General features: G+C 52.4%; 14 protein-coding genes, 1 tRNA gene and 1 pseudogene. 9 read left to right on the top strand and 7 right to left on the bottom strand.

Annotated elements, in window-relative coordinates; translation table 11 throughout:
• Positions 1 to 230 precede the first annotated feature (230 nt).
• A tRNA-Arg gene (locus JW953_20940) sits at positions 231 to 302 on the bottom strand.
• Positions 303 to 310: 8 nt separating this feature from the next.
• Here JW953_20940 and JW953_20935 point away from each other — a divergent pair.
• From JW953_20935 to JW953_20925, 3 genes are all read left to right on the top strand, one after another.
• On the top strand, positions 311 to 1,156 hold the full coding sequence (locus JW953_20935) for a hypothetical protein (GenBank protein MBN1995169.1): 846 nt from the start codon (positions 311 to 313) through the stop codon (positions 1,154 to 1,156).
• Between the two features lie 20 nt (positions 1,157 to 1,176).
• Complete coding sequence (locus JW953_20930) at positions 1,177 to 1,977, top strand: polyphosphate kinase 2 family protein (protein MBN1995168.1); 801 nt, start codon at positions 1,177 to 1,179, stop codon at positions 1,975 to 1,977.
• Positions 1,978 to 2,298: 321 nt separating this feature from the next.
• Entirely contained in the window at positions 2,299 to 2,634 is a 336-nt protein-coding gene (locus tag JW953_20925) for a hypothetical protein (protein ID MBN1995167.1), read from the top strand.
• Positions 2,635 to 2,739: 105 nt separating this feature from the next.
• Here JW953_20925 and JW953_20920 read toward each other — a convergent pair whose 3' ends face one another.
• Positions 2,740 to 2,919, bottom strand: a complete 180-nt coding sequence (locus JW953_20920; GenBank protein MBN1995166.1) for a hypothetical protein — start codon at positions 2,917 to 2,919, stop codon at positions 2,740 to 2,742.
• Positions 2,920 to 3,366: 447 nt separating this feature from the next.
• Between JW953_20920 and JW953_20915 the strand changes: the two genes are divergently transcribed.
• Positions 3,367 to 4,293: a site-specific DNA-methyltransferase gene (locus JW953_20915; protein ID MBN1995165.1), complete on the top strand. Its 927-nt coding sequence runs from the start codon at positions 3,367 to 3,369 to the stop codon at positions 4,291 to 4,293.
• Between the two features lie 37 nt (positions 4,294 to 4,330).
• Here the strand turns inward: JW953_20915 and JW953_20910 are convergent, their stop codons facing one another.
• Together JW953_20910 and mnmG are read right to left on the bottom strand one after the other, a co-directional pair.
• Positions 4,331 to 4,987 (bottom strand): zinc ribbon domain-containing protein, encoded by a 657-nt coding sequence (locus JW953_20910; protein MBN1995164.1) that lies wholly within the window; start codon positions 4,985 to 4,987, stop codon positions 4,331 to 4,333.
• A gap of 188 nt (positions 4,988 to 5,175) precedes the next feature.
• A complete protein-coding gene (mnmG, locus tag JW953_20905) occupies positions 5,176 to 7,119 on the bottom strand; it encodes a tRNA uridine-5-carboxymethylaminomethyl(34) synthesis enzyme MnmG (GenBank protein ID MBN1995163.1) in 1,944 nt (647 codons plus the stop codon).
• A gap of 278 nt (positions 7,120 to 7,397) precedes the next feature.
• Here mnmG and fabF point away from each other — a divergent pair, with 278 nt between their 5' ends.
• The 5 genes and pseudogenes from fabF (at position 7,398) to xth (ending at position 12,078) form a co-directional block, all read left to right on the top strand.
• Positions 7,398 to 8,642: a beta-ketoacyl-ACP synthase II gene (fabF, locus tag JW953_20900; GenBank protein MBN1995162.1), complete on the top strand. Its 1,245-nt coding sequence runs from the start codon at positions 7,398 to 7,400 to the stop codon at positions 8,640 to 8,642.
• Positions 8,643 to 9,095: 453 nt separating this feature from the next.
• A pseudogene (locus tag JW953_20895) lies at positions 9,096 to 10,079 on the top strand (ketoacyl-ACP synthase III).
• Positions 10,080 to 10,466: 387 nt separating this feature from the next.
• Positions 10,467 to 10,667 carry an RNA-binding S4 domain-containing protein gene (locus JW953_20890; GenBank protein ID MBN1995161.1) on the top strand — a complete coding sequence of 67 codons (201 nt, stop codon included), beginning with the start codon at positions 10,467 to 10,469 and terminating at the stop codon, positions 10,665 to 10,667.
• A gap of 175 nt (positions 10,668 to 10,842) precedes the next feature.
• Positions 10,843 to 11,295, top strand: a complete 453-nt coding sequence (locus JW953_20885; GenBank protein MBN1995160.1) for a cupin domain-containing protein — start codon at positions 10,843 to 10,845, stop codon at positions 11,293 to 11,295.
• A 6-nt stretch (positions 11,296 to 11,301) separates the two neighbouring features.
• The gene (xth, locus tag JW953_20880; GenBank protein ID MBN1995159.1) at positions 11,302 to 12,078 is read left to right on the top strand and encodes an exodeoxyribonuclease III; all 777 of its coding nucleotides are present in this window, start codon (positions 11,302 to 11,304) and stop codon (positions 12,076 to 12,078) included.
• A gap of 344 nt (positions 12,079 to 12,422) precedes the next feature.
• Here xth and JW953_20875 read toward each other — a convergent pair whose 3' ends face one another.
• Genes JW953_20875 through JW953_20865 form a run of 3 tightly spaced genes read right to left on the bottom strand, consistent with a single transcriptional unit; the run spans position 12,423 to position 15,162 of the window.
• Positions 12,423 to 13,082, bottom strand: a complete 660-nt coding sequence (locus tag JW953_20875; GenBank protein MBN1995158.1) for a DUF4386 family protein — start codon at positions 13,080 to 13,082, stop codon at positions 12,423 to 12,425.
• Between the two features lie 15 nt (positions 13,083 to 13,097).
• On the bottom strand, positions 13,098 to 14,126 hold the full coding sequence (locus tag JW953_20870; GenBank protein ID MBN1995157.1) for an alpha/beta hydrolase: 1,029 nt from the start codon (positions 14,124 to 14,126) through the stop codon (positions 13,098 to 13,100).
• A 28-nt stretch (positions 14,127 to 14,154) separates the two neighbouring features.
• On the bottom strand, positions 14,155 to 15,162 hold the full coding sequence (locus JW953_20865; protein ID MBN1995156.1) for an NAD(P)-dependent alcohol dehydrogenase: 1,008 nt from the start codon (positions 15,160 to 15,162) through the stop codon (positions 14,155 to 14,157).
• Positions 15,163 to 15,338 lie beyond the last annotated feature (176 nt).

Here is a 15,338-nt window from a genome sequence, read left to right as displayed (position 1 = left end):
TTTTGAGGCAGGCCATAGTGCCGGGCGGCCTGCTCAAGGGGAAGGTAGGTAGGAATATGGGATGGTGAGGGCATTAGAAATCTCCTGATACTGCTAAAAAACTATAACGGGCTGCAAACAAAAAAGCCTTACCGGTATCCGATAAGACTTTCTGCATAACTATCTAAACTTACCCGTTCATGCAACTGTTTCACCGGATAATTTCCCGGAATTTGGGTTATGGAATAAAATACCCCCGGGGCGACTCGAACGCCCGCACATGGCTCCGGAGGCCACTGCTCTATCCACTGAGCTACGGGGGCAGGATAAAATGAATTATATCTTACCACAGCCCGACGTGCAAGTTTGTAACCCTGCCTCATTCATTTGGCGCTTGGCTTGCTTCATGCTAAACTGGAGGGCCGTTACCTTTGCCAAAGAGGTGAAAGTTTTGCCAGCTTATCAGCATCGTTGTTTATTGAGCCTTTCCATCATTTTTTTGGTCTCAACCGGCCTGGCCTGTTCCTTGTTGCCGCAATTACGGCCGCAGGAAAAAGCCGGTCTACGCCCTACCCGCAGAGTATTGCCCACCTTTACCCCCACCCTGCCCATGGACGCCCTCATTTCCATTCCCCCCACCCCCACTCCAACGCCGGTTCCCCCCCCTACCGATACACCCCTCCCTCCCCCACCGGAAGCCCCCCCTGCCGACACTCCCCCTCCTCCCGAACCCATTGCCACCGAAACACCCCTCCCTCCCCCTACTGAACCGCCGCCTCCCGCCGAACCGCCTCCCCCTGCCGAACCACCGCCACCGGCGGAACCTGTGGCCGGCGCGCGCGGCGTTATCGGCAAAATCAGTTTCCGCGACGGGCGAAATACCTACGGGGTGGGAGAAAAAGTTTTTGTCAGCATTGAGGCGACCAATACCGGCTCCGGCTTGCTGCCTTTTGGGGTTTTGGGCCTGACCACCAGTACCGGCGCTTTTCAGACCAGTTGGAGCAACGGCACAATTGCCGCCGGTGATACGTTTAGGCATGAAGATGGCCTGCCCCTTTCCTCGCCCGGCACGCACAAAATGTGGCTGTCCATTTGTTTTTCTTCTGAGCAGGAGTGCCAGGGACCCAACGGCGATTGGGAGCGCTTTGAGCCGGGCCTGGATGTAATTATTCAATAATCAAGGCATTGGAGGCGATTATGTCCGTTGTCAAAGTAAAACCGGGCCAAAAGGTCAAGCTGAAAGAGATTGATCCCGACGATACCGGCGCCCTAAAAAACAAAGAAGCCGCCGAAGAAATCCTGGGCCACAATATCAACCGTATCGCCGAGTGGCAACCTATGCTTTACGCCGATGGCCGGCAAGCGTTGCTCATTGTGCTGCAAGCAATGGACGCCGGGGGTAAAGATGGCACCATCCGCAAAATTATGAGCGGCATCAATCCGCAGGGCGTGCAGGTGACCAGTTTTAAAAAGCCCACCGAGGAGGAACTGGCTCACGATTTTTTGTGGCGCATTCATAAAGTGGTTCCGCCGCCGGGAATGATTGGCATTTTTAACCGCTCCCATTATGAGGACGTGTTGGTGGTCCGGGTGCATAATCTTGTCCCCCAAAAAGTATGGCGGAAACGTTACGCCCACATCAATAATTTTGAACGGCTGCTGGCCGACAGCGGGGTGACCATCCTGAAATTCTACTTGCACATCTCTAAAGCGGAGCAAAAAGAGCGCCTGGCCGCTCGATTGGAGCAGCCACACAAACGTTGGAAATTCAACCCCACCGACCTGGCTGAACGCAAGCTTTGGGATGATTATATGCGGGCTTTTGAAACTGCTTTTGAACAATGCAGCACCAAGCAGGCTCCCTGGTATATTGTGCCGGCCAACAAAAAATGGTATCGGAATGTGGCCATCTCTACCGTGATTCTCAAAACGCTCGCTGGCATGAACCTGAAATATCCTGAATCTGCCGTAGACCTGGACCATATTGAAATTGAGTGAATTTTGTACCACAAGCCCATTGCCAACGGCTTGAGAGCATGTTAATATTAAAGTAATTCCCCAAAGGGAGTTGCCTTAACCTTTTACCGGGAGCGCAGTATGCATCGCAGTGAAGCGTTGGAGAAAATTGCCTGGCATCGCCTGAAAAAATTGACCGCCGAGGAAGCAACCGAACTGATTGTTGAATTTTTTGAGGAACCTCTGAAACCCAGCCTGCGGGAACAGTTGAATATCACGGCCATCATCCAATGGGAAACTCACGTTCCCCCGCCTGATCTTAAACCCGGCAACCCCATTTATCGCCCTATCCTGGTTGATAAAATGAAGCGGCCTTTTCGGGGCGCTACCAACGAGTATTTGGCCGAATATTTGCGCAAGATTGGTCTTGAGGTGGATGGAGTAGAGGGAGATTTGCCCGGCTGGTTGCCCTGCCCGGTGTGCGGGCATTACACTTTTGAAGTTGTGGGTGATTGGGATACCTGCCCGGTTTGCGGCTGGAACAGCGACCCGGTACAAGAGGCCGTTCACGATGATCCTACCGGGGCCAATGGGATCAGTTTGAATGAAGCGCGGCAAAATTTTCAGCAAATCGGAGCCATTACCCAGGAAAAACTGGCCGCACTCGACCCGGAAGCAAAGAAGAAATATCCAAAATGAATTCCATCAAAAAATGGGCAATAAAAAAGGCGGCGCACAAAAACGCCGCCTTTAAAATTTCAAGCGAAACTTCAGGCTAAAATACCACGCAAGCCGTTTTAATTTCTAACCATTTATCCTCTCGGCCAATACAGCCAGAGCGGCCACAATCCCACCGGCCAGCAGCGCATAAGCAATGATGACTGCCAGCACAGAGAGCGTCAGTACGGTTTGTTTTACCAGACGAGGCCAGGCATACATTGGCGGAATAAATGTTGGGCGAAAGAAAACACCGGGTAATTGCATTACGACACCCTTTGTTGGTTCTATACCCCCACTCCTTTCACATTAATCCCAGATTAATATGTTTTCTTAAAAGGAACCTTAAAATTCCTTTAAATTTACCCCTAAACCTTAAAAAAATTGAATTTTTAAAGTTATAACTGACATAACTATATCATAAAACGGGTGAAAGGGGAAGAGGGAATTTGACAAAATTTCAGTTTTTTACCCAAACAATACCTTAAAATTTTTTCGAGACACTTACGTTTAAAAACCCGATCCTGCTCAAATAGATACGCCTTAAAAACACTTTAGCATACCTCCCCGTCAATTGTTTGACAGAATTCTGACCTCGAGCCGACGATTAGGCGACGATAGGTTGGATAAAGGGTCTGCCTAAAGTTTGGGATGCGCCCGTTTAGTTTTATCTGCTTGCTCTCCCAATTGGGCGTGTGTTATAATTTTGCTGAAATGTCTCAAAAAACACGCGCTCCCCGCAACCAAACTATAACCCTCACCGCCGCAGAAAAAGTGAGCTACCAGGCGCGACTCAAGCGCCTGAACTGCCCGGCGTCCGTTGGCGCCATCCTGAACAAAACCATCTGCCAAAATCTGTTTGAGACGTTGGCCTACCTGCCTGCTCAATTTGTGGACCTGCTGTTTATTGACCCGCCCTACAATCTGGATAAAACTTTCAATCAACACAATTTCAGCCAAAAGCCGCTAGAAGAATACGAAGCGTGGCTGGAATCCTGGCTGGCCCCGTTAAGTAAAATCCTCAAGGCCACTGCCTCCATCTACATCTGCGGCGATTGGCAATCGGCGGCGGCCATTCACCGGGTGGCGCAAAAGTATTTTGTTGTGCGCAATCGGATAACGTGGGAACGGGAAAAAGGGCGCGGGGCCAAAGCCAATTGGAAAAATGCCTCTGAGGACATCTGGTTTTGCACCATGTCCGACACGTATACGTTTAATGTGGAAGCGGTCAAACTCAAACGGCGGGTCATTGCGCCCTACACCGAGCGCGGTCTCCCCAAAGATTGGACGGAATCGGAGGCAGGCCGTTTTCGCCTGACCCATCCCGCCAATCTATGGACCGACCTGACCGTGCCTTTTTGGTCAATGCCGGAGAATACCGACCACCCAACGCAAAAGCCGGAAAAACTTCTGGCCAAAATCATTCTGGCCAGCTCCCGGCCCGGCGACGTGGTGTTTGACCCATTTTTAGGTTCGGGCACCACCTCGGTGGTGGCCAAAAAATTGGGGCGGCAATATGTCGGCCTGGAAATTGATGAAACCTACTGCTGCCTGGCCGAAAAACGGCTGGAACGAGCCGAAACGGACAAGCGCATCCAGGGATATGAGGAGGGGGTGTTTTGGGAGAGAAACAGCAAGTAAATTAAACGATTGACGATTTTGAAAGTCCAATCGTAAATCATAAATCGTAAATCGGATGGGGCCGGTCGTCCTCCTCAACCGGCGGGGGAAACGTTTCCTCGTTTGGCTCCGGTTTTACCTCAACCGGCTTGGTGTCCAGAGAAATTTCAGCCGGCTTTGTTTCCACCACAACCGGGCCGGCATGGTCGTCATCAACAGGTTGGTCGTGCGGAACCGGGCGGCCGTCGCGGTCGTTATCAGACGTGAGCGGGGCTACGTGCGTGCCGCAGAAGGGGCAGACGTTCCAATTTAGATGCAGACTGTTGCGGCAGTTGGGGCAGACCTTTTTTAAGGTGGTGTGGCAATCGGGGCAAACAACCCATTCGTCTTTGACCTGGCGGGAACAGCCCGGACAACGAGGCCGCTCCTCCAAATCTTGCAGCAGGGCCTCTTCTTCCAGCGAACGTTCGTACAACTCCGCCAGGGTTACCGGCGGGCGTAGTAGAAAATAAATGATCAATCCCAGCGGCCCAAAAATAACCACCATCAGCGTGGCCAGCATAATGGCAAAAATATCCCGCGAACGAGCGCGCACATCGCGATACGTCCAAATAATCAAACTCAGCCACAAGGCAATAAAAAAAGCTCCCCCAAAGGCCAAAATCACTTGCAGGCCCGTTAAAATGAAGGAGGGGATTTGGATTTCAGATGGCATTGGATGTTGCTCCTTGTTAGAAATTAGAAAATAGAACGAGAAAATTTTGAAGACTTGAAACGATGGCCCGATTCTTCGGCGAGTCTCTAATTTCTAATCTTTTCTTTCTAATTTTCGTGTCCCCGCATTATACCATAACTTGACCCAGGCAAAAGATTGGCGGGTCAACTTTAACCCACGCCAAACCGTCATTTGGCCGATGATTTTTCCAAATGCACCAACAAAATACTAATATCCGCCGGATTAACCCCCGCAATCCGGCCGGCCTGGCCAACCGTAGCCGGGCGAAAGTGATCCAACTTTTGGCGGGCCTCGTTGCGCAGCCCGGTGATAGCATTGTAATCAAAATCGGGGGGAATGGTTTTGCCTTCAAGACGCTGCATCCGTTCCACTTGTTGCTGCTGTTTGGTGATGTACCCCTGGTATTTAACCTCGATGCTGACTTGTTCGGTGACAGCCCGGGATAGCGGCTCCGGCAGCGGCACCAGGGAGGCGATCACGTGGTAAGATATTTCGGGCCGGCGCAGGAATTGCAAACTGTTTACGCCGGTTGACAGCGGCTCCAGGCCAAAACCGGCCAGAATCTCGGCCGTGCCGTTGATGGGCGAGATATTGGTAGCCCGCAAACGCTGCAACTCGTTTTGCACGTTTTGCCGTTTGGCCTCAACCGCCTGGTAACGCGCCCTGGGCAATAGGCCCACCTCGTAGCCCAGCGGTGACAGCCGCAGGTCCGCATTATCCTGCCGCAGCAGCAGGCGATACTCTGCCCTGGATGTCATCTGGCGATAAGGCTCGGTGTGTTCTCGCGTTACCAGATCGTCAATCAACACGCCAATGTAGGCCTGGTCGCGTTTCAGGGTAAAGGGCGGGCGGCCCTGCACTTTGCGCACCGCATTAATGCCGGCCATTAAACCCTGCGCAGCAGCTTCTTCGTAGCCGGTAGTGCCGTTGATCTGCCCGGCGTGGAATAGCCCTTCCACCCGTTTGGTCTCCAGCCAGGCGTGCAATTGGTCGGGCGGCGCGTAATCATATTCAATAGCGTAACCCATGCGGATAATTTCAACCTGACGCAGGGCCGGGATAGAACGCACCATTTGCCACTGCACGTCTTCTGGCAGGCTGGTGTTGGCTCCTTGCAGATAAACCTCGGTGGTGTGCCAGCCTTCCGGCTCCAGAAAAAATTGGTGGCTTTCTTTGTGGGCAAAGCGCACAATTTTGTCTTCAATGCTGGGGCAATAGCGGGGGCCGGTCCCTTCGATAATGCCGGTGTAGAGCGGCGCTCTTTGCAGGTTGGCGCGGATGATGTTATGGGTTTCGGTTTGGGTGTGCACCAGGTAACACGGCAATTGCGGCCGCCACGCCGGTTGCCGTTCAAGGGGATAAACGGGATGGGGCGGTTCCTGCAACCAGGGAGGGGTGGCGCAGGCCGGGTCGCCGTTTTCCGTATATTCAAAACTGAAAAAAAGCGGCGTATCGCTGCCGTATTGCGCCTCGGTTTGGCTAAAATCAATGGTGCGGGCGTCGAGGCGAGGGGGGGTGCCGGTTTTGAGCCGCCCCAGGCGAAACCCCAGCCCGGCCAGCGATTTGGATAGTGCCGCAGCGGGCCGTTCGCCGGCCCGGCCGCCGGGGGTAATATTTTCACCCGTGATCAGGCGTCCGCCCAAAAAGGTGCCGGTGGTTAAAACCACGGCCTGGGCGTAATAATGGCTGCCGTACTGGGTGAGTACTCCCTTGATGCGATCATTTTCCACCAACAATCCATCCACCATCATCTGTTTGACGTGCAGATTGGGGGTATTTTCCAGGGTGCGCTGCACGTGCCAGGCGTATCTTTTTTTGTCGGCCTGGGCGCGTAGGGCGTGAACGGCCGGCCCCTTGGAATAGTTGAGCAGCCGGATCTGAATATAGGTTTGGTCAATTAATTTGCCCATGGCCCCGCCCAGCGCATCAATTTCCCTCACCAGGTGGCCCTTGGCCGGGCCGCCCACGCTGGGGTTACAACTCATCCAGGCAATGGTGTCTAAATAAATGGTCAGCAGCAGGGTCCGCGCCCCCAGCCGGGCCGCGGCCAGCGCGGCTTCAATACCGGCGTGTCCCCCGCCCACCACAATCACATCGTAGGTTGAACCAATCATCGTATCATCCCAAAAAAGCAGGGCATAGGTGCTCCCTACTTATTTTCAAAAAAATAAGTATAGCGCAGGCAATGGCGCAAGGCAAACCGTGTTCGGCCCAAAGTTGGCCCCAACTTTGGCCAAGGGCCAATCCTGAGCTATCCAAAAAACCCAAAAAATAGCGTCCCCACCTCAAAATCGGATGTTGGTCGGCTCTATTTGGGTTAAACGTCGTCTCTTTTTTAGAACCATAGTGTTATAATCAAGCGATCTTATTTTTGAGGATAAAAGTCATTATGTCTCGAAGAGTAGTAATTACGGGCCTGGGCGCAGTTACGCCGGTGGGTAATACGGTTGACGAAGCCTGGGAAAATTTGAAAGCTGGAAAAAGTGGCATTGCCCTCATTACCCGGTTTGACCCGGCGGATATGGCCACCAAGTTTGCCGGTGAGGTGAAGGGGTTTGACGCCGATGCGTTGTTTGGCCGTAAAGAAGCGCGGCGCATGGACCGTTATACCCATCTGGCTATGGAAGCATCGCGCCAGGCCATTGAAGACTCTAAAATCTTAGGAAACGGCCTCAATCGGGACCGCGTGGGCCTGGTGATTGGTTCTTGTGTGGGCGGTTTAGAAACCACCTTAAGCCAGTACGACGTGTTAAAGGAACGTGGTCCGGCCCGGATCAATCCTTTTGCTATTCCTATGCTCATCCCCGATACGGCGGCAGCCCGCATTGCCATTGAATATAATCTCCGTGGGCCAAATATGGCTGTGGTAACAGCCTGCGCCACCGGCTCTAATGCCGTAGGCGAAGCCTTTGAGATGATTGCGCGGGGCGCGGCGGATGCCATCATTGCCGGAGGCGCGGAATCGGCTGTGCATCCCCTGATTGTGGGGGGATTTAATGTAATGAAAGTGCTCTCGGAAAATAATAACGACCCGGCGGGAGCGTGCAAGCCGTTTGACCTGAGCCGGGACGGTTTTGTGATGAGCGAGGGCGCGGTGGTGATGGTGCTGGAGGAATTGGAGCATGCCCAAAAGCGCGGGGCTAATATTCTGGCCGAGTTCATTGGCTACGGCACTTCGGTGGATGCGTTTCATATGGCCGCTTCCCCGGAAGACGCCAGTGGCGCTATTTTGTGCATGCAGCGCGCCATTGAGCGGGCCGGGATCAGGCCGGAAGAGGTTGACTATGTTAACACGCACGGCACCGGCACGCCCATGAATGACAAAGCCGAAACCAAAGCGATCAAAAAGGTTTTGGGCGAACACGCCTATGATATAAAAATGACCTCTTCCAAATCAATGACAGGCCACATGTTTGGGGCGGCCGGTGCCATTGAGTCGCTGGTTTGCGTCAAAACGCTGGTTGATGGTATCATTACCCCCACTATCAATTATGAAACCCCGGACCCGGAATGTGATTTAGATTGCACTCCCAATACCGCCCAAAAGGCAGATGTTTCCGTTGCTTTATCAAACTCTTTTGGGCTAGGGGGGCATAACGCCACCATTATTCTGAAAAAATATATCGAGGGCTAAGTTTTTACGAGTTCAATAGCTCAAGGAGGAGAAGCGTGCCAAATCCGTGTTTTTTGGATTTGGCATTTCCTATTCGCCAGGCATCTGGCGCTTTCGCCAGGCATCTGGCGCGCTCACCACAAACCCGCTTTTATTATTAGACTTGTTCCTGTATAACACTTTTTTAGACGCAAGCAGATTTTGGACGTAGATTCATGCAGATTTTCAGGATTTTATTTTTTCAATCAGCGGTTTTCTGCGAAAATCTGCGTCCTAATTCTCATTGTTTATTGGGGAACAACTCTATTTTGTTGAAATTTACAGTCAGGCCCTAATTTCCGGCCAATAAGTTTTTTGGGCAACGCAAAAACGGGTTTTTTGGGTAGAACGCCGGGGGTTGAGACGGGATGAAACACAGGCGTAACTTAAGGGGCCAAAGCGTGTTTCATGTTTTGGGTTTTAAGGAGTAACTACATGACCACTTATGCGCACATTGTTGGCTGGGGTAAATATGTTCCCGTAAAAGTTGTCACCAACGACGATATTGCCGCCTTTATGGATACCTCTGACGGGTGGATAAAATCCCGCACCGGCATTTCGGAACGGCGTTTTGCCAGCGATGGCGAAACAACCGCCTCGATGGCTATTGAGGCGGCCAAACTGGCCCTGGACCGGGCGCGGATCACTCCCTCGGTGGTGGACCTGATTATTGTGGCCACCCTTAGCCCGGAGCATATTTTCCCCTCCACTGCCTGCCTGGTGCAGGACGCCCTGGGCGCAACCCACGCCGGGGCGTATGATTTGAGCGCCGCCTGCGCCGGCTTTATCTATGCGCTTTCCATGGCGGCGGCCATGATTCGTTCAGAAGCCATCAAGGTCGCGCTCGTCATTGGTTCCGAAACTCTCTCCCGGGTGTTGGACGACCAGGACCGGGGCACCTATCCCCTCTTTGGCGATGGAGCCGGGGCGATTGTTTTGCAGGCCAGCCCCACCTCCGGCGGAATTCTGTCTACCCAATTAGGCGCAGACGGCTCTGGCGCCGAATACCTTTCCATCCCGGCCGGGGGCAGCAAACTGCCCACCTGCCAGGATACGCTGGATAATCGCCTGCATTACATTCAGATGAACGGCCGGGAAGTCTACCGTTTTGCCACCCGGATTATGAGCCGCGCCGCTAAACAGGCTTGCGCCAAAGCCGGCGTTGACTTGAGCGAAATTGACCTCTTTATTCCCCACCAGGCCAACATCCGCATCATCGAGAGCGCCCGTAAAGATTTGAAAATTAGCGAGGACAAAGTTTTTACCAATCTGCATAAATATGGCAACACCTCCACGGCCTCCATCCCCATTGCGCTCTGTGAAGCCATTGAACAGGGCCGCATTCAGGCTGATGACAAATTGGTGATGGTTGGCTTTGGCGGCGGCCTGACCTGGGGGGCGAGTGTGGTCCAGTGGGGCGTGCCCATGCCTTACCGGCGTCGCCAGTGGTGGTATCGTGGTTTGCGCTGGCTGGTTTACCGCTGGGCTAAAATTCGCTCGGCGGTGGTCCGAACGTGGTGGCGTATTGAAAGCCTGATTCCCCTAAAGAATGGGAATGGCGCAGGTCCCCCCGCTAAAGAAGAAAAAAAGGACCTTCACCAAATGCATAGTGACAATGGGGCTAAAGCAAAGCCAACGCCGGATATTCCGGTCAAGCCGGATATTCCGGTCAAGCCGGATATTCCGGTCAAGCCGGATATTCCGGCCAAGCCGGATATTCCGGCCAAGTTGCCTGTGACTCAACCGGCGGAAACCGAAGCCGAGAAAGTGCCAGAAGTCGAACCGCCATTTGACCATAACTGAGCTATGAACAAAATCGAACCAACCATTCAACTGGATCAATTTATGAAATTGAAGGGGCTGGTTGGCACAGGTGGCCAGGCCAAGCTGATTATTCAAAACGGCGAGGTGTTGGTAAATGGCGTGGTCGAAACCCGGCGCAAGAAAAAACTCAAGGCCGGGGATAAAGTCACTTTCAACGGCCGGGTATTTTTTGTTGAATTCTAACTATTCACGCATGTCATTCCGAAGTGAGGAATCCCTCAAGACTAACTTTAACTAGAATTTTGGCGGGCAAAAACGATTTTTTGATAAAAAACAACCTGTTTTTCCAGAAATTGGCTCCCCTTTCCTCGTTATAATACTCCCTTTTTCTAAATAAGAGCTAAGAAAGGTTTACCAGATGGGCGTTGTTCATCATTTTAAAGGTGATAATGAAAATTGGGATTGGGAAGGTGTTCCCGTTCAGAATTATGGCCCGGCTCGCCCCGGGGTTTCGGTGCGGCGCTTTATCAGCGGTCAGGATAATTCCAACAATATGGAATTGCGCTATTTTGAATTAGAACCCGGCGCGTGCAGCAATTTTGAGCAGCACAATTACGAACACGCCGTGCTGGTTTTGCGCGGGCAAGGGACAGTTTGTTTGGGAGAAGAAGTTTTTCCAATCCGGTTTGGCGATGCTATCTTTGTTGAAGCAGATGAGATTCATCAATTTCGGGCTGCCCAGGATGAGGCCCTGGGTTTTATGTGCGCTGTTTTGGATAAAGAACTGCGCGTGGCGGTGCATGGAGAACAAAAGCTGGTTATCTTTGATGATGAGAGCAGTGAACCCAACTCGGGCCGGCTAAAGGCATAGTTTACGATGACCAATCTCACCCTTCTCTCCTGGAACGTTAACGGCGTCCGCGCCATCCACCGTAAAGGATTTCTCACCTGGTTGAAAGACACTGCCCCTGACATTCTGTGTTTGCAAGAAACCAAAGCAAGCGCGTCTCAACTGCCCGTCGCCTTAGCCCAACCGGAGGGATACCAGGCTCATTGGCACAGCGCCGAACGCAAAGGCTACAGCGGCACCGCCCTGATCACCCGCCAGGAACCTCTCTCCATGCAATTTGGGCTGGGACTGGAGGAGTTTGACCGGGAAGGCCGGACCATTATTGCCGAATATCCTCTTTTTACCCTCATTAACTGCTATTTTCCCAACGGCGGCCGCGACCACGGCCGGGTGCCCTTTAAACTGGCCTTTTATGATGCGTTTTTAGAAAAATGCGAGCAGTTGCGCAAACGGGGTCAACCCGTGATATTTTGTGGCGATATTAACACTGCCCATGGCTGGATTGATCTGGCCAATCCAAAATCCAACCAAAACACAACGGGTTTTTTACCCGAAGAGCGGCTTTGGCTGGATAAAGTGGTGGCGGCCGGGTATGTCGACACCTTCCGTTATTTTTATCCCGAAACCGCCGGCCAATATACCTGGTGGTCAATGCCCACGCGCGCGCGAGAACGGAATGTCGGCTGGCGATTGGATTATTTTTTTGTGGCGTCGGAGTTTATGGAACACGTTGTGGATGCCTTCATTTTGCCGGAGGTGATGGGCAGCGATCATTGCCCGGTGGGATTGCAGATACAGGTATAGGCAACTGTTAAATAGGTTGACGCCTTTGCCAACTGCTTCAACTTCCCCGGCCAGCTCAAAGCCTAATATGGTTACTTTTTGGGGCCGGAAGAGACCATTGTACAGCCTGGCCATAAATGGATCGGCTTTTCGCATGCGCCAGTCCCCTGCCGTGACGGTGGTGGCATATATTTTTACCAGTATTTCATTGTCCTTGGGCACAGGTTTTTCTACCTCTTTGAGGTGAAGAACATCCGGTGGCCCATATTTTGTGTAGACAATGGCTTTCATTTTTCTATCCTTCCTCTGTTGATGGATTGGGTATTCTGGCGCCTTTAATGAAAAGCCAGAAGATCAGTTGGTTTTTACACCACCGCGCCCAAGCGACTGCGCAACATGATAATCCCTACCCATGCGAACCAGACAATCATACTTAGCCCAAAAATCATCACGGCCACCTCGGTGAACGCCGGCACAATTGAGGCGATGCCCGCCACGCCGATGACCAAGCCAAGATAGTTGAGCGCCTGGTTAAACCCGCCTACCCGCAAAGCGGCCCAACTTAGCAACAGAATCCATAGGCCGCCGATAAGCTCGTTGCCACTGGTTATGCCGTTTTCTACCGTCATCAGCGCCAGCCAAACCGTTTCAGCCTGAGCCGGGTCTTGGCTATAAAAATTAACAATTTCGCCAAAGTCGTGGAGCATCAGGTTGCCGCTGCCAATAATCAGGCCGGCCCAGATAAGGCCTAACACGGTTGTGATTTGCATCATGGCCGGTAAGCCGACTTTCAACCGCTCGTAGATTGCCAGCGCCACCACTACCATACAAAAACCGGCTACCCAATAAGCAATCAGGATCCAAACGTACATAAGGCTCTGGTAATTTGGCAGTAGGGCCAAGTACCGGCCGGGATCGGCGTCAAGAATGGGGGTCAGTACGGTAAGATACAAGCCTATGCCCACCACATAAGCTGCCGCGTGGGCCAGGGCGGCAATGCCGCCTGCTTTCTGTAAATTGTTCATTTTTATTCTCCTTTTTTACTCCCAGGCCTCAAGCATGGCCCGGATGATGTCTTTATAACGATAATAAACTACAGAATGACCCTCGCCGGGGTAAATTGTTGGCTCAACACAAGCCGGGATGCGTCGGCACACGTATTCACTCACGCCGGGGTGTACGGCCGTGTCTTCTGCGCCGTGGAACACCAACACCGGTGGGGCCTGGATTTCCTCAAGCGCAAAGGGCCAATCCAGCCGCTCAATGGTGAACTCGCGGGTCACCCCGGCGGCGCCCTGGCGAAACGCCTCGATCATTTCAGCGCCGTATTCATGGCGAAACTCCTGCGTAAAAAAATAGTCATCCTTGGCCGACATTTCAAAACCGCCGGAAGTTTCCATAACCCCCAGCGGGTCGTTAAAGAACATAATCCGTGACAATCTGAAAATTGTGTGCATGAGCCACGGGCCATTATTTGCGCTCCAGATGAACAGTTTATTGGCCCCGGAACCGTTAAAGGTAGCGCTATCGTTCAGCACGCTTTGCGGATAATCGTGGCTGGCATAAGGGCCTTCGCCGGCCACAAGGACGGCTATCGCAACGCGCTCCGGGAGTTGGTGGGCAACCACAGCGGCGTAGGGGCCGCCGGAACTCCAACCCAGCACCGCAAAACGCTCAATATCCAGGTGGTCAGCCAGTTCGCCAACATCGTTCGGCCAGTCAAGATAGGTTCGATCCTCCTGGAAGTGGGACAAGCCGTAGCCGGGGCGATCAAGGGCGATCATACGGATACCCAACTGCCGGTTGAGGTCGTCAAACATAAGCCCCTCGAGGCGCGAACCCGGCCCCCCGTGGAAGTAGAACACCGGACGGCCTTCAGGGTCTCCAGTTTCCAGGTAAGCCAGGGTGCGGCCATCTGAAAGTTGGATCGTCTCCCCCGCCGAGCTGAAGGCAAAGCCCTCCGCCAGCGCCGGTTCGTAGACGAAGATACCGACGACGGCGATCAGAATAATGATCAGTATCGCCAGGATAATGATCGAAAAAATTTTGAGTAATCGTTTTGCGAACATTGGTTTCAATTCCCCTGATCTATTGGATCTAATTATGTTCCACCGTGATGACGACGTGTCCCTTTTTCTGCCCTGATTCAACATAGCGGTGCGCCTGGGCAGCCTGTTCCATCGCAAAGGTTTTATCAATGACCGATTTCAACTTTCCAGCCTCGATCAGCGCTTTGACGGCAAGTAAATCTTCCGTACTCCCCGGCGCCAGCGCGCAGATCACTTTTTTGCTGCTGCCGGTTATGGACGTCCAGAGCATTTGCCAAAGTTGCTTCGTCTTAAAGCTGGCCAAAAGATAGCGCCCGTTGGGCGTTAGCGAGTTTTTGCACCGGGAGAAGGAACTCTTGCCTAAGATGTCGAAAATAAGGTCATACGTTTCGCGATTTTGGGTAAAATCCTCCTGAGTGTAATCAATGACATGATCCGCGCCCAGCGATTTCACAAATTCCAATCTGGGAGTGCCGCAGACGCCGGTCACTTCCGCCCCGGCATCTTTGGCAATCTGAACCGCCGCTGAACCTATTCCGCCGCTGGCGCCATTGATCAAAACCTTTTGCCCCGGCTGAATATTGCCTTTATTCCTCAGCAGATTAATGGCCATGATGGCCCCCATCGGAAGGACAGCGGCTTCTTCGTGGGTAATATTGGCCGGTTTTCGGGCCAGCACGCCGTCTTCGGGCATACAAAAATACTCGGCATACGCGCCCATACTCTGACCTGGAAAACCAAACACCGGATCGCCCGCTTTGAATAACGTTACCTCTTTGCCGGCAGATTCAATTTCCCCGGCAAACTCGCTGCCCAGTATCTTTAGCTTGGGTTTATTGAGGCCAAAAAATAGGCGGGAGAGGAGCCAGAATAAAAAGGGCATATTGAACTGGCGCGGCGAGACATTTTTGAAATTCCGAGCGAGCAAGTCGCCGTAATTAACCGAGGCCGCATATACTTTTATCAGAACTTCATTCTCCTTGGGCGCCGGTTTTTCTATCTCTTGGAGTTGCAGAACCTCCGGCGGCCCGAATACGGTGTATACAATTGCTTTCATTTTTGTTTTCGTCCTTTCTTGATTAATTGTAGTTATGGTCATTTTGGGCTATTAACGGGCTTGCGCTATGGCCGGTTGTTGAACCTTTACCCCCTCATTGACTAACACTTTTAACATTTGACATCCTGAGCATCAAACCATACCTTTATGGCAGGAGACAATCAGATAACGATGAC

It is taken from the genome of Anaerolineae bacterium, assembly GCA_016931895.1.
Classification (GTDB): domain Bacteria; phylum Chloroflexota; class Anaerolineae; order 4572-78; family J111; genus JAFGNV01.
This window is presented reverse-complemented; position numbering and strand designations above follow the sequence as displayed.

Bases quoted from the DNA above. Each gene is read 5' to 3' on its own strand.
- JW953_20925 (MBN1995167.1), top strand. From the start codon at position 2,299: ATGAAGCGGCCTTTTCGGGGCGCTACCAACGAGTATTTGGCCGAATAT.
- JW953_20865 (MBN1995156.1), bottom strand. From the start codon at position 15,162: ATGAAAGCAATTGTATACACCGTATTCGGGCCGCCGGAGGTTCTGCAA.
- JW953_20915 (MBN1995165.1), top strand. From the start codon at position 3,367: ATGTCTCAAAAAACACGCGCTCCCCGCAACCAAACTATAACCCTCACC.
- xth (MBN1995159.1), top strand. From the start codon at position 11,302: ATGACCAATCTCACCCTTCTCTCCTGGAACGTTAACGGCGTCCGCGCC.
- JW953_20930 (MBN1995168.1), top strand. From the start codon at position 1,177: ATGTCCGTTGTCAAAGTAAAACCGGGCCAAAAGGTCAAGCTGAAAGAG.
- JW953_20875 (MBN1995158.1), bottom strand. From the start codon at position 13,082: ATGAACAATTTACAGAAAGCAGGCGGCATTGCCGCCCTGGCCCACGCG.
- JW953_20910 (MBN1995164.1), bottom strand. From the start codon at position 4,987: ATGCCATCTGAAATCCAAATCCCCTCCTTCATTTTAACGGGCCTGCAA.
- JW953_20890 (MBN1995161.1), top strand. From the start codon at position 10,467: ATGAACAAAATCGAACCAACCATTCAACTGGATCAATTTATGAAATTG.
- JW953_20935 (MBN1995169.1), top strand. From the start codon at position 311: ATGAATTATATCTTACCACAGCCCGACGTGCAAGTTTGTAACCCTGCC.
- fabF (MBN1995162.1), top strand. From the start codon at position 7,398: ATGTCTCGAAGAGTAGTAATTACGGGCCTGGGCGCAGTTACGCCGGTG.
- JW953_20885 (MBN1995160.1), top strand. From the start codon at position 10,843: ATGGGCGTTGTTCATCATTTTAAAGGTGATAATGAAAATTGGGATTGG.
- JW953_20920 (MBN1995166.1), bottom strand. From the start codon at position 2,919: ATGCAATTACCCGGTGTTTTCTTTCGCCCAACATTTATTCCGCCAATG.
- JW953_20870 (MBN1995157.1), bottom strand. From the start codon at position 14,126: ATGTTCGCAAAACGATTACTCAAAATTTTTTCGATCATTATCCTGGCG.